Below are 13,138 nucleotides of genomic sequence, written 5' to 3' on the forward strand. Positions count from 1 at the left end.
GTGCTCAATTGCCTCCTTGTTCTCCTCTGGAATCGGGCGACACAGCCGCGTGACCTGGAACACTTCGAGACAAAGAACGGCGGCGACGAGAATGCGGCTGCGCGCACTGCTGGACACCGACGCGCTGGGCCTCAAGCTGCTCGGCGGCGAGGACGAGCTGGACCGCACGGTCCGGGGCGTGATGACCACCGACCTGCGCGACCCCAGCCGCTACCTGTCGGGCGGCGAACTGGTGCTCACCGGTCTGGCCTGGCGCCGCGGCGCCGCCGACTCCGAACCGTTCGTCCGCCTCCTGGTGCAGGCCCAGGTGGCGGCGCTGGCCGCCGGTGAGGCGGAGCTGGGGGACGTGCCGGAGGACCTGGTGGCGGCGTGCGCGCGGCACCGGCTGCCGCTCTTCGCGGTGCACGAGTCGGTGGCCTTCGCGACGATCACCGAGCACGTCGTGCGCCAGGTGTCCGGCGAGCGGGCCGGGGACCTGGCGGCCGTGGTGGACCGGCACCGCCGGATGATGACCTCGGGACCGGCGGGCGGCGGCCCCGACGTGGTCCTGGACCTGCTCGGCTCCGACCTCGACCTGCGGGCGTGGGTGCTCTCCCCCACCGGGCGGCAGGTCGCCGGGCCGAAGGACGCGGAGCCCGCGCTCTCCGCGCAGGTGTGCGCCGAGCTGGCGGCCGAGCACCTCGCGGCCACCCGCACGGGCCGGCGCGCGCCGCACCGGGTGACCGTGGGCGCGACGACGTACAGCCTCTTCCCGGTGCGCGGCCGGGGGCAGCCCCCGGTCACGCCGCCGGGGGCGCGCTCCCCGCAGGGCGCCGGTGCGGGGCGGGACGTGCGCGAGACGGTGCTGTCCGACTGGCTGCTGGTGGTGGAGGCGGACGCCGGGGACTGGGCCGAGGAGCGCCTCGACCTGCTGTACGGCGTCACCCAGCTGATCGCGGTCGAGCGGGACCGGCGGGACGCGGCGCGCACGGTGCGGCGGCGGCTGGCCCAGGAGGTCCTGGAGCTGGTGCAGACGGGCGCCGCGCCGGCCGAGATCGCGGCCCGGCTCCGGGTGGCGGCGCCGGTGCTGCTGCCCGGCCTCGGCGCCGCGCCGCACTGGCAGGTCGTGGTGGCCCGGGTGGAGTGGGAGGACGGCGACGAGCAGACCGGCCGGGTCGCGCAGACCCTGCTGGAGGAGATACTCGTCGACCCGCACGCCACCGGGCCCGAGCAGTCGGACCGTATCGCCGTGGCGCACACCGGTGAGGAGGCGGTCGCCCTGGTACCGCTGCCGTCGGTCTCCAGCGAGCACGACGGCTCCGAGGCGGGGGTCCTCGCGGAAGCGCTGCTCGCCTCCGTACGGGAGCCGCTGACGGCGGGCCTGGACGGCGACGGGCGCGTCACGCTCGGCGTCAGCGCGGCCGTGCACTCGGCGGAGGGGCTGCGCGGGGCGCTGGAGGAGGCCCGGCACGCGCGCCGGGTCGCCGCGGCCCGCCCCGGCCGGGTCTGCGCGGCCGGCCACCAGGAGCTGGCCTCGCACGTGCTGCTGCTCCCCTTCGTCCCCGACGACGTCCGGCGCGCCTTCACCGCCCGGCTGCTGGACCCGCTGCGGGACTACGACCGCCGCCACCGCGCCGAGCTGATCCCGACGCTGGAGGCGTTCCTCGACAGCGACGGATCCTGGACGCGCTGCGCGAACCGGCTGCACCTGCACGTCAACACGCTGCGCTACCGCGTCGGGCGGATCGAGCAGTTGACCGGGCGTGACCTGTCGCGCCTGGAGGACAAGCTGGACTTCTTCCTGGCCCTGCGGATGAGCTGAGGCCGGGGCCCGCGGAGGGCGCCGGAGAGCCCGGCGCGTTCCCAAACCTCGGCGGCCCGAAGACCACGACTTTGTGAAAACTTTCACCCATCCCCTTGGCCGGGCCGCCGGATCCGTGCTGAGATGCGGCCACCACTCGAGAGCTCGATGGCGTGCTAAGGGGAGGGCGACGTGGCGCATTCCGCCATGGCTGGTTCTGGCTGGGGAACGACCGAAGGTGACGATCCGCTCCAGACCGCGGTATGGCGGTTGCGTTCGCGCGGCTGCTGGGCCGACGCGGCCGCCCTGCTGGAGCCGGTCACCGCGGACACCGCCTTGCAGCGGACCGCGCTGCTGGTGGAACGGTGCCTGTACACGGAGCAGGGCTGGGCCGAGGCCGAGGACGCGCTGCGCACCGCGGAGGCCCTGGCGCACACCGACGACGAGCGCGGGGCCGCCGCGTGCGAACGGGGGCAGCTCGCCTACGCCGCCACGGTGCACGGGGTGCGCGACCGGGCCGACGAGGCGCGGGCCGCACTGGGGCGGGCGGCGGCACTGATCGCGCCGGGGGCCGGGGGGCGGGCGCTGCTGGACTTCCGGCGGGGGCTGCTCGCGGAGAACCTGACCCGTTCGCCGCAGGCCGCCCGCGCGGCGTACCGGCGGGCCCATGCGGGTGCCACCGCGCACGCCGACCCGCTGCTCCAGTCCTTCACCTGGCGGCATCTGGCCGGACTCGCCCTGCGGGAGGGGGAACTGGCCGAGGCGCGGCACGGTTTCGCGGAGTCGCTGCGGATCCGCGAGGAACTGGGGTACCTCGTCGGCACGGCCCCGGCGCTGGCCTCGCTCGCGGACGCCGAGTCGGAGCCGGAGGCGTCCCGGCTGCGGGAGGAGGCGCGGCGGCTGTTCCGGCTGCTGGGCGGCGTACCGACGTGGCTGGCGCGGCAGTTGGCGCCGCCGGCGGCGGGGGCGGCGACGGCGTGAGAGACCCGCGCCCGGACTGACGTCACGGGTGTCTGCTCCAGCGCGGGGCCGTGTTGGCCCAGGCCGCGTCCCACTGGGCGAGGTTGCGCCGGTGCAGCACGAGGCCGGTGGCGGCGTGCGCCGCGAGGCCGGTGACGACGACGCCGAGGAAGGCGAGGATCGCCCAGCCCATGGTGCGGCTGCGGATCTGCTCCGCGGTCAGCGGCGGCTCGGTGATCCGGCCCTGGTCGTCGACCCAGACCAGGACCGTGCTGTCCGCCGGCAGTCCCGGTTCGACCTCGGTCCGCCCGGTCCTGCTCGCCCCGTCGGGGCCGGTGAAGCGGACCGGGACCGGGTAGCGGGTCTTCTTCGCCTCGTCCGACCCCGGCTCGGGATGGCGCGGGGCGTCGTGGGTCAGGACCGCGGGGCGGTGGTCCCGGGTACGCGCCTCGTGCTCGGCGGTGCTCCGGTAGTGCCGGTACGCGCTGTCGCCGACCCCGAACATCGCGGCCGGGGCCGCCCCCAGCACGGCGAGCACGAGCCCGAGCGAGACCCACGCCCGCAGCCGGTCGCTCGGCCGCCGCAACGGGTTGCGCCGCCAGCGCCACAGCAGCAGATACGGGTACCGCTCACGGTCGGGATCGGGAACGGCTGGTGGTGGCTGGGCCTGAGGGATCTCTCCGGCCACGGGGTGCCTCCTTCCTGGGACGGGGCGGTTGTCGGGTCGGATCGGATCGGATCGGATCGGATCGGGTCGGGTCGGGTCACCACGTGGGACACGGGGTACGGCCGACGCCGGGGCGGACGCCGACCGTACGGACGGGGAGGAGGAGGGGGACGGACCAGGAACGGGGCGGGGGCGGGGGGCGGATCAGGAACGGGACGGGGGCGGGGGACGGGGACGGGAGGGGGACAAGGACGAGGACGGGACGGGGACGATGCTCGGGCGACGGAGACGGGGGACGGGGACGGTTGCCGGGAGAAGCAGGTGCGGTGCTTCCGGTCCGGTCCGGTGGGCCGGGGCGAGCGGTGCCCGGCCCGCCGGACGGCTGGTGCCGGGCCCGCCCGACGGGTGGTGGACGCCGGAGCCTCCGGGCCGGTCCCGACGGCCGGCGTCCCACGCCGGTGCTGGTGCCGTGGTCCCGGAACCGGTTCCGGCAACCGGTTTCCGTACGGCGGCCGGTACTGGCGGCGCCTGTCTCCCGGGGTGGGTGGCCGGGCACCGACGTGCCGGGCCCGGGCGCCGCCGGACACGGCCTGCCCGGCACCGCAGCGGTGCGAGTGAGCCCTCCGGCGGGGCCACCCCCGTCCCACGGACGAACGACCGGCACCCTCGGCACCCAGCACCTCGGCGCACCAGGAGACCGACCCGGCACCGCGGCCGAGCGAGCGACCCCACCGGCGGAGCCACCCCCGTCCCACGGACGAACGCCCGGCACCCTCGGCACGCTCGGCGTCCAGCCCGCCCCCGGCGTGCCGGAGGACGAACCGGCGACCCGGGCGCCGGCCCGGTACCGGATCAGTGCGGGTGGGTGTCCGGGGGGTCCGTGCCGGTGGTCGAGGGGTGGGTGTGCGCGGCCTCCAGGAGCTTCGCGGCGCCGCGGACGGCCGCCGTGTGCGGTGCGGGCACCGCGCGCAGCGGCACGTGCAGCCGGTCGGCCAGCCGGCAGGTGATCTCGGGGCGCAGCGCACCCCCGCCCGCCAGCAGCGGTCCCCGGCCGAGCGCGTCGACCGTGAGAGACGTGCCGTCCTGGCGCAGCATCGAGGTCGTCATGTCGGCCAGCGCCTCGCCGATCCACGCGGACGGGGTCGCGTCGTCGATGTCCCCCGTGCCGAGCGCCGTGCGGCGGGCGTCGAAGACGGCGCCGTCCACCAGCAGCACCACCTCCGTGAGATGGGCGCCGATGTCCATCACGAGCAGCGGCCGGGTCAGGTCGGCGCCGGCCGCGAGGGCCACGGCCCGCGCGCTGGGCACGGTCAGCACGGTGCGCGGGCGCAGCACCTCCACGGCCGTACGGGCCTCGGTCCGGTAGGCCAGCCCGTCGAGGACCGGCGCGGTCACCACGACCACCGGACGGGCGAAGCGGGGCAGCCGGTGGCCCAGCAGCCGGTCGAGCATCCGGGCCGTGCCCTGGGTGTCGACGATGGAGCCGCGCTGGATGGGGTACACCGCGCCCGCGCCGGGGAAGGTCACCGTCGGCACGTCGAGGATCATGCCGCGCCCGGCGACCCAGGCACGGGTACGGGCGCTGCCCATGTCGAGGGCGACGCCGCTGCACTGCCGGCACAGCGGCCACGGCCGGTGCCGGGACAGGGCGGTCCGGGGCCGCCGGAGCACGGTCATCGTCCGGCCTCCCGCACCTGCTGGCAGCGGGCGCAGTAGCGGGCCTGCGGCACGATCACCAGGCGCTCGCGGTCGATGGCGCGCCGGCACAGATGGCAGTTGCCGTAGCGGCCCTCGGCGATGCGGTCGAGCGCCGCTTCGACGTCGGCGAGGACCATGCGTGCGGAGGCCGCCAGCTTGACCCGGACCTCGGTCTGCGCGGCGGACCGCCGCTGGATCGACTCGTCGGTGCGGGACGGGTACGCCGCGATCTGCCGCAGTTGCTCCTCGCGGAACAGCCGTTGCTCCCGGAGGTTGTCCCGGAGCGCGGCGAGGTCCTCGGGCGACAGGCGCGTGTCGCGGTCGCCGATGATCTGGTTGTTCACCACTTCACCCCTTGGGCAGGGCGGGAGGGACGGTACTGGACGGGGACGGTGGGACGGGGCGTCAGGCGGCCGCGCGGCGCTGGCAGGCGACGCAGTACCGCGTGTAGGGGAGGATCTCCAGGCGCTCCCCGGGGACGGGCTTGCCGCAGCCGAGGCAGGCGCCGTAGGTGCCCTCCTCGACCCGGGCGAAGGCCTCGTCGATCTCCTTGAGCACCCGCTCGATCGCGGCCTTCTGCGCGGACATCAGCTGGTCGTCCGCCTGGCCGCTCTCGGCGAGGGCCTGAAGCTGGGTGACGCGGGTGTTGCGGGCGTGTTCGAGGCGCTGGCGCGCCTCGTGAGCGGTCAACCGCTCGGGGCGGGGTTCGATGCGGGAGGCGTCGAGCGACACGATGAGTGGTCCTTTTCTCGGAAGGTGCTGCGGGTATGCCGAGTGCCGGGCCGATCGGACCCGGTCGTCCTCAACCATGGCCGGGCCGCCCGGGGAAACCCATCGGGCGCAGGACCCATTTGCCCGGGGGTGCGGGATCCACTCGGCGGTGCGCCGGGGCGGCCATATGGGTATGCCGCGGGCCGGAAATGGGGGTCGGGCCCCATCGACCGGACCGGTCCTCGAGGAGCACTCTGGTCGCTTGCTCGGTCGCTACCTGGGCCGCAGCTCCCACCGAGGGTGCGCGATGACCGACAGTAGAGGCGTACCAAATCAACACGTCGCCGAAGGAGGCGTACCCCCGGTGTCCCTGTTCTGGCGGATCTTCGGGCTCAACGCGGTGGTGCTGGGCTTCGCCACGGCGCTGCTGCTGTGGGCTCCGGTGACCGTCTCCGTGCCGATCCTGCTGACCGAGGCCGTCGTCCTCGTGGTCGGCATGGGCGTCATGCTGGTGGCCAACGGTGCCCTGCTGCGCTGGGGCCTGGCGCCGCTGGAGCGGCTCACCAGGCTGATGACCACCGTCGACCTGCTGCGCCCCGGCCAGCGGCTGCCGATCTCCGGCGGCGGCGAGGTCCCGGAGCTGATCCGCACCTTCAACGCCATGCTGGACCGCCTGGAGAACGAGCGGGCCACCAGCAGCGCCCGCGTCCTGCTGGCCCAGGAGGCGGAACGGCGCCGCATCGCCCAGGAGCTGCACGACGAGGTCGGGCAGAGCATGACCGCGATCCTGCTGGTCCTGGGGCGTGCCGCGGACGACGCCGAGGAGCCGCTGCGCGACGAGCTGCACCAGGCGCAGGAGATCACCCGGGAGAGCCTGGACGAGGTCCGCCGCCTGGTGCGCCGGCTGCGGCCCGGTGTCCTGGACGACCTCGGTCTGATCAGCGCGCTGTCCTCGCTCACGCACGACTTCGCCACCCACACCGGTCTGCGGGTGGTGCGCCGTTTCGACGCCGATCTGCCGGTCCTGGACCACGAGACCGAACTGGTCCTCTACCGGGTGGCTCAGGAGAGCCTGACCAACGCCGCCCGCCACGCGGACGCCGAGCGCCTGGAGGTGGGCCTGGCCCACGCCGACGCCGCGGTGACGCTCACCGTCGCCGACGACGGGCGCGGCATCGAGGCGGCGCACGAGGGCGCCGGCATCCGCGGCATGCGGGAACGGGCCCTGCTCATCGGGGCCGCCCTCGACATCACGTCGGCGCCCGGCGCCGGCACCCGCATCCGGCTCACCGCACCCCTTCCCAGGAAGTAGCACCGACCATGTCCGACCCGTCCCTGCCCGAGCCGTCCGAGCCGTCCGCGCGCGGCCGCCACGCCGGCGCGTCCACGACGCCCACGACGCCCACGCCCGCGTCCACGACGTCCGCGTACGGCGCGCCCCCGGCGTCCGCCCCCTCGAAGATCCGCATCCTGCTCGCCGACGACCACGCGCTGGTGCGCCGCGGTGTGCGCCTCATCCTCGACCGGGAGCCGGACCTGGAGGTGGTGGCCGAGGCCGGGGACGGCGCGGAGGCCATCGACATGGCGCGGGCCCACGAGGCCGACCTCGCCGTCCTGGACATCGCGATGCCGCGCCTCACCGGCCTCCAGGCGGCCCGCGAACTGGCCGCGCTGAAGCCGGGGCTGCGCATCCTGATGCTGACGATGCACGACAACGAGCAGTACCTGTTCCAGGCGCTGAAGTCGGGGGCCTGCGGATACGTGCTCAAGTCGGTCGCCGACCGGGACCTCGTCGCCGCCTGCCGCGCCGCGATGCGCGACGAGCCGTTCCTGTACCCGGGCGCGGTGACCGCGCTCATCCGCAACTACCTCGACCGGGTGCGGCACGGCGAGGAGACCTCCGACCACATCCTCACCCCGCGCGAGGAGGAGGTCCTCAAGCTCGTCGCCGAGGGCCACTCCTCGAAGGAGATCGCCGAGATCCTCTTCATCAGCATCAAGACCGTCCAGCGGCACCGGGCGAACCTGCTGCAGAAGCTCGGCCTGCGCGACCGCCTGGAGCTGACCCGGTACGCCATCCGCGCCGGGCTCATCGAGCCCTGACGGCCCCCCGAACCGCCCGTGGCTCTGGCCGCCCACTCCCCGGCCGGAGCCCCGGGCTCCCCCACCCGCCAGGCCCGCTCATCCACCAGGAAAGGGGACGGTGCATGCGACGACGGCTCGCGAGCGTGCTCACCGTCCTGCTGACCGTCCTGCTGCCCCTGGTCCCGGCCTGGCCCGCGGCCGGCGCGCACGTCGGTCCGAGCGGTCCCCTCGCGGCGGCCGCCGCCACGGCCGTGCCGCACCCGGCCCTCGACCTCCACGCCGACGACGGCTGCACGCCGGTCTGCGCCGCCCAGCCCCGAGCCCGGCACGACCAGCCGGCCGGGCGTCCGACGGCACCGGACCAGCACCCGGCGACCACCGCCCACCTCGGGGGCGGCGCCGCCCCCTGCGGCCACGCACGGACGTCGTTCGCGCCCGGCCCGGTGCCGGTCTCCCCCGGCCGCGCGAGCCACGACAGCGGCCGGGCGCCACCGGTCTCCTCCGGCACCTGAGACACCACTCCTTCCCTGCATCTTCTTCCGCCGCGGCCGCGCTCGGCCGCCGCCGCGGCGTGCCCGCCGGAGGCCCGTCTTGAAACGCTCCCGTCCCCCTTCCCGCTCCCGCTCCCGTTCCCGTACGCGGTCCCGTTCCCTGAACGTCCGCGCCCTCGTCGCGCTGGCCGTGATGGCCGGGGCCGTGGCCATCGCCCTGACCATGCCGGTCCGTCTGGGGCTCGACCTGCGCGGCGGCACCCAGATCGTCCTGGAGACCAAGTCGACCGAGACCACCAAGGCCGACCGGGAGGCCACCGACCGCACCGTGGAGGTGCTGCGCGGCCGCATCGACGCCCTCGGCGTCGCCGAGCCGACCATCGTCCGCTCCGGCGAGAACCGGGTCGTCGTCGAGCTGCCGGGCGTACAGGACCCGAAGAAGGCCGCCGACGTGCTCGGCCGCACCGCGCAGCTCACCGTCCACTCGGTGCTCGGCGCGGCGGAGAAGCCCGCCGACGCGACCGAGGGCAGGACCGAGACCGCCGAGGACGGCGAGCGGGTGCTGCCGGACGAGTCCGGGCAGTCCCTGCGGCTGAAGGCCGCCACGCTGACCGGTCAGGACGTCAAGGGCGCCGACGCCCGCTTCGACCAGCAGAACGGCGCCGGCTGGACCGTCACCGTCGACTTCAAGGACTCCGGCAGCGACCGCTGGGCGCAGGTGACCGGCGAGGCGGCCTGCAACCCGGCCGGTGACCCCACGCGCCGGGTCGCCATCGTGCTCGACGACAAGATCATCTCCTCGCCGCAGGTCGACCCCTCCGTGTCCTGCGGGGCGGGCATCACCGGCGGCTCCACGCAGATCACCGGCTCCTTCGACGACGCCGAGGCGCGCGAACTGGCCCTGCTCATCAAGGGCGGCGCCCTGCCGGTGCCGGTCGAGACCATCGAGCAGCGCACCATCGGCGCCACCCTGGGCGACGAGGCCATCGACGCCGGCGCCTGGGCCGCCGTCATCGGCACCGCGCTGACCGCGCTGTTCATCATCGTCGTCTACCGGCTGATGGGCGCCCTCGCGACCGTGGCCCTGCTCTGCTACGGCCTGATCTCCTACGCCGCCCTGGCCGCGGTCGGCGCGACCCTGACCCTGCCGGGCCTGGCGGGCTTCGTGCTGGCGATCGGCATGGCGGTGGACGCCAACGTCCTGGTCTTCGAGCGGGCCCGCGAGGAACAGGCGGCCCGGACCCGTCCCAGTACGCGCTCCGCGCTGACCGCCGGTTTCCGCAGCGCCTTCAGCGCGATCGCCGACTCCAACATCACCACGCTGATCGCCGCCGCCCTGCTGTTCTTCCTGGCCTCCGGCCCGGTCAAGGGCTTCGGCGTCACCCTCGGCATCGGTGTGCTGGCCTCGATGGTCAGCGCCCTGGTGATCACCCGGGTGCTCGCCGAGTTCGCCGCGAGCCGCCCGGCGGTCTTCCGCCGCCCCCGTATCACCGGCATCTCCTCGACCGGCCCGGTCCGTGACGCCCTGCTGCGCCGCGACCCGTTCCTGATGCGCCGGCCGCGCCGCTGGCTGGCGGCCTCGCTGATCGTCCTTGTGGTGGCGGGCTCCGGCATCCTGGTGCGGGGCCTGAACTTCGGCATCGAGTTCACCGGCGGGCGGCTCATCGAGTACTCCACCGCCACCCAGGTCGATCCCGACCGGGCGCGGGACGCCCTGGCCGACGCGGGCTTCCCGCGCGCCGTCGTCCAGTCCTCCGGCGACGGCGACCTCACGGTGCGCACGGAGGAGCTGACCGACACCGAGGCGGCGACCGTCACGAAGGCCGTCGCCGAACTGGGCGGCGAGACGGAGAAGGTCCGCGACGAGCTGATCGGCCCGAGCCTCGGCGAGGAGCTGCGCCGGGACGCCCTGATCGCCCTCGGCCTGGCGCTGGCCGCGCAGCTGGCGTACCTGGCGGTCCGGTTCCGCCTGCTGTTCGGCACGGCGGCGGTCGGCGCGCTCGCCCACGACGTGGTCATTCTGGTCGGTGTGTTCGCCTGGCTGGGCAAGCCGATCGACGGGGTGTTCCTGGCGGCGCTGCTGACCGTGATCGGCTACTCGGTGAACGACTCGGTGGTGCTCTTCGACCGCATCCGGGAACTGCTGGGCAAGGAGCGGAAGGCACCGTTCGACCGGCTCACCAACGACGCGATCCTGCAGACCCTGCCGCGCACGGTCAACACCGGCATGGGCGCGGTGCTCATCCTGGCCTCGCTGGCGATCCTGGCCGACGACTCGCTCACCGACTTCGCGCTCGCGCTGCTGATCGGCGTGGGGGTCGGCACGTACTCGTCGGTCTTCACCGCCTCTCCCCTGGCCATCGAGCTGCACAACCGCGACACCGGTTCCCGCCCCGGGCGCCGCAGGGGCGGCCGGACCCGCGCCACGGGGAAGTCCGGGAAGCCGGGGAAGCAGGTCCCCACGAGCCGCACGGAACGGCAGGAGGTCCGCTAGCAGGGGCGGGCAGGAAGGTCCGGGCCCCTTCGCTCAAGGGCGCCCGGGCCCAGGGCGCGCGGTCCGTGGCCCGCCCCGTCCGAGCGCCCGGCCCGGGCGAAGCCCGGCGGCCGACCGGCCCGAGGCACGCCCCGCCCAGGGCACATCCGGTCCGAGCGCCCGGCGCGGGAACGCCGCCCCGGGAGCCCGGCCCGGGGACACCGACCCGGGCGAAGCCCGGCGGACGACCGGCCCGGGGCACGTCCCACCCGGGGCACGTCCGGTCCGGGGGCCCCGTCCGGGCGCCCGGGTGAAGGGCGCCCTGCCGGGCCTCCGGCTCACGACGTGACTGTGAAGTGGTCCCCGACCAGGGCCCGCACCACGTCCAAGTCGCCGGCGATCAGCGCGTCCAGCAGCGCGGTGTGCTGGTGCGCGTCGGCGACCAGGTCGGCCCGGCCGCGCACGGAGGGCGAGCCGGCCGGCGGCCACTGGGCGCGGCGGTGCACGTCACCGGCGATCCGGACGAGCTGTTCGTTGCCGGCCAGCGCGAGCGCGGCGCGGTGGAAGGCGCGGTCGGCCTCGGCGTAGGTGGCCGGGCAGCCGGAGGACGCGGCCCGGACGGTGCCCTCGGCGAGCGGGCGCAGCTCCGCCCAGTGCTCCGCGGGCACCGTGCGGGCCAGCCGGAGCCACACCGGGACCTCGATCAGGGCCCGGACCTCGGCCAGTTCGGCCAGCTCGCGGTCACCGCGTTCGAGGACGCGGAAGCCCCGGTTGGGGACGACCTCGACGGCGCCCTCCAGGGCGAGCTGCTGCATGGCCTCCCGCACGGGGGTGGCCGAGACGCCGAACCGCTCGCCGAGCACCGGTGCCGAGTAGACCTCGCCGGGCCGCAGTTCACCGGTGACCAGCGCGGAGCGCAGGGCGTCGAGGATCTGTCCGCGCACGGAGGAACGCTGGACCAGGGCCCGCGGGCGGGGCACCGGCGGTTCGCCGTGGGTGTGCTCGCCGCGTGCCGGGCCGTCCGGCTCCGCACCGCCGGGGGCCCGGCCCCGTGCCCTGTCCGCCGCTCCCGGCTGCACCGGGATCCGCACCGCTTCGGCCGCCGCCCCCGTACCCGTACCCACACCCGTTCTTGCGGCGCCCTGCGCGCTGTGCTTCACGGGTCCTCCTGTGGGACGTGTCGGTACTTGGGGTCATTACGGCGGGTTGTCACCTGTCCGTCAAGCACCATAAGCGCAGGGGCCGTCAGTTCAAATCCCGAACATATTGGGTAAGGTAAGGCTTACCTTTAAGCAGCCCGTTGTTCCGACGTGGATCGGTGGTCCCGCATGCCTGTCGCCCGTACGGCCCTCACGGACGCCTACACGCGCCTGTCCGAGGTCCTCCCCGGGCTGGGCGTGACCGAACTGGCCGCGGCCGACGAGGCCCCGAGCGGCGGCGGCTGGGTCACGGCCGCCTCCCTCGCCGCGGGCGGGACGGAGCTGGCGGCCTTCCTCGCCTGGGACGAGGCCCAGGTGCTGCGGGACTACGGACAGCGGGCCCGGCCGGACGTGATCGCGAGCTTCGGCCTGCACCGGTACGCGTGGCCCGCCTGCCTGCTGATCACCGTGCCGTGGTTCCTGCACCGCCGGGTGCCCCGCCACCCCGCGGCCCACGTGTCCTACGACCGCACGGCCGCCGGGCTCCCCCTCGGCCGGATGGCGGTGCGTGCCGCGTCCTTCGCCTGCCTCCCCGGCGACCCCGCCGCCGCGCTGCCCGGCGCCCGGGTGGTCGCCGACGAGGAGGCGCTGCGCGCCGAGGTGCGGGCCGCGGTCGCCGAGCACCTGGAGCCGGTGCTGGCCGGATTCGGCCCCCGGATGCGGCGGCGCGGACGTGCCCTGTGGGGGATGGCGACCGACGAGGTCGTCGAGGGCCTGTGGTACGTCGCCCACCTGCTCGGCGAGCAGGAGCGGGCGCGGCACGAGCTGGAGCTGCTGCTGCCGGGCGCCACCAGGCCGTACGTCGGGAAGGCGGCCTTCCGTGAACTGAAGGGGCCGGACGGCGCCCCGCTGCACACCCGGGACCGGGCGAGCTGCTGCATGTTCTACACCCTGCGCCCCGAGGACACCTGCGCCACCTGCCCACGGACCTGCGACGCCGACCGCGTGGACAAGCTGCTCGCCGCGGCGGGCTGACGGACCGTCGGCTAAGATCGTCCGCGTTGTTCCACAACTCCCCCACACGTCGCGGGAACTTTCCGTGGAACCACCCGTACGGGTAGTCTTAATCGAACT

12 protein-coding genes are annotated in these 13,138 nt (G+C 75.1%); 7 read left to right on the plus strand and 5 right to left on the minus strand.

The features are described 5' to 3' along the window. The first annotated feature begins 91 nt into the window (after nt 1–91). Both R2E43_RS07495 and R2E43_RS07500 read left to right on the plus strand, forming a co-directional pair. Nucleotides 92–1,801 carry a PucR family transcriptional regulator gene (locus R2E43_RS07495; RefSeq protein WP_011030705.1) on the plus strand — a complete coding sequence of 570 codons (1,710 nt, stop codon included), beginning with the start codon at nt 92–94 and terminating at the stop codon, nt 1,799–1,801. A gap of 171 nt (nt 1,802–1,972) precedes the next feature. Next, on the plus strand, nt 1,973–2,761 hold the full coding sequence (locus R2E43_RS07500) for a hypothetical protein (protein WP_003972756.1): 789 nt from the start codon (nt 1,973–1,975) through the stop codon (nt 2,759–2,761). A 22-nt stretch (nt 2,762–2,783) separates the two neighbouring features. Here R2E43_RS07500 and R2E43_RS07505 read toward each other — a convergent pair whose 3' ends face one another. The 4 genes from R2E43_RS07505 to R2E43_RS07520 all read right to left on the minus strand — a co-directional run bounded on the left by R2E43_RS07505 (nt 2,784) and on the right by R2E43_RS07520 (nt 5,837). Beyond that, nucleotides 2,784–3,428 (minus strand): Rv1733c family protein, encoded by a 645-nt coding sequence (locus R2E43_RS07505; protein ID WP_003972757.1) that lies wholly within the window; start codon nt 3,426–3,428, stop codon nt 2,784–2,786. Between the two features lie 831 nt (nt 3,429–4,259). Next, complete coding sequence (locus R2E43_RS07510; protein WP_003972758.1) at nt 4,260–5,084, minus strand: rod shape-determining protein; 825 nt, start codon at nt 5,082–5,084, stop codon at nt 4,260–4,262. Next, a complete protein-coding gene (locus tag R2E43_RS07515; protein WP_003972759.1) occupies nt 5,081–5,452 on the minus strand; it encodes a TraR/DksA family transcriptional regulator in 372 nt (123 codons plus the stop codon). The genes R2E43_RS07510 and R2E43_RS07515 overlap by 4 nt, the downstream gene beginning before the upstream one ends. Nucleotides 5,453–5,510: 58 nt before the next feature. Further along, nucleotides 5,511–5,837, minus strand: coding sequence for a TraR/DksA C4-type zinc finger protein (locus R2E43_RS07520; protein WP_003972760.1), 327 nt, complete (start codon nt 5,835–5,837; stop codon nt 5,511–5,513). Between the two features lie 343 nt (nt 5,838–6,180). On the opposite strand from R2E43_RS07520, the gene R2E43_RS07525 reads away from it, so the two are divergent. The 4 genes from R2E43_RS07525 (at nt 6,181) to secD (ending at nt 10,886) form a co-directional block, all read left to right on the plus strand. Next, entirely contained in the window at nt 6,181–7,128 is a 948-nt protein-coding gene (locus R2E43_RS07525) for a HAMP domain-containing sensor histidine kinase (protein WP_016327630.1), read from the plus strand. Nucleotides 7,129–7,136: 8 nt separating this feature from the next. Continuing rightward, nucleotides 7,137–7,919 carry a response regulator gene (locus R2E43_RS07530; RefSeq protein WP_079028414.1) on the plus strand — a complete coding sequence of 261 codons (783 nt, stop codon included), beginning with the start codon at nt 7,137–7,139 and terminating at the stop codon, nt 7,917–7,919. A gap of 104 nt (nt 7,920–8,023) precedes the next feature. Further along, nucleotides 8,024–8,413 carry a hypothetical protein gene (locus tag R2E43_RS07535; protein ID WP_011030699.1) on the plus strand — a complete coding sequence of 130 codons (390 nt, stop codon included), beginning with the start codon at nt 8,024–8,026 and terminating at the stop codon, nt 8,411–8,413. Nucleotides 8,414–8,492: 79 nt separating this feature from the next. Beyond that, nucleotides 8,493–10,886, plus strand: coding sequence for a protein translocase subunit SecD (gene secD, locus R2E43_RS07540; RefSeq protein ID WP_189283688.1), 2,394 nt, complete (start codon nt 8,493–8,495; stop codon nt 10,884–10,886). A gap of 317 nt (nt 10,887–11,203) precedes the next feature. On the opposite strand, the gene R2E43_RS07545 is transcribed toward secD, so the two are convergent. Continuing rightward, nucleotides 11,204–12,025, minus strand: a complete 822-nt coding sequence (locus R2E43_RS07545; RefSeq protein ID WP_011030697.1) for a GntR family transcriptional regulator — start codon at nt 12,023–12,025, stop codon at nt 11,204–11,206. Between the two features lie 168 nt (nt 12,026–12,193). Here R2E43_RS07545 and R2E43_RS07550 point away from each other — a divergent pair, with 168 nt between their 5' ends. Beyond that, entirely contained in the window at nt 12,194–13,039 is an 846-nt protein-coding gene (locus R2E43_RS07550; protein WP_030865218.1) for a (2Fe-2S)-binding protein, read from the plus strand. The last annotated feature ends 99 nt before the right edge of the window (nt 13,040–13,138 follow it).

The sequence above is a fragment of the Streptomyces violaceoruber genome, assembly GCF_033406955.1.
In the GTDB taxonomy this organism is placed as follows: Bacteria; Actinomycetota; Actinomycetes; order Streptomycetales; family Streptomycetaceae; genus Streptomyces; species Streptomyces violaceoruber.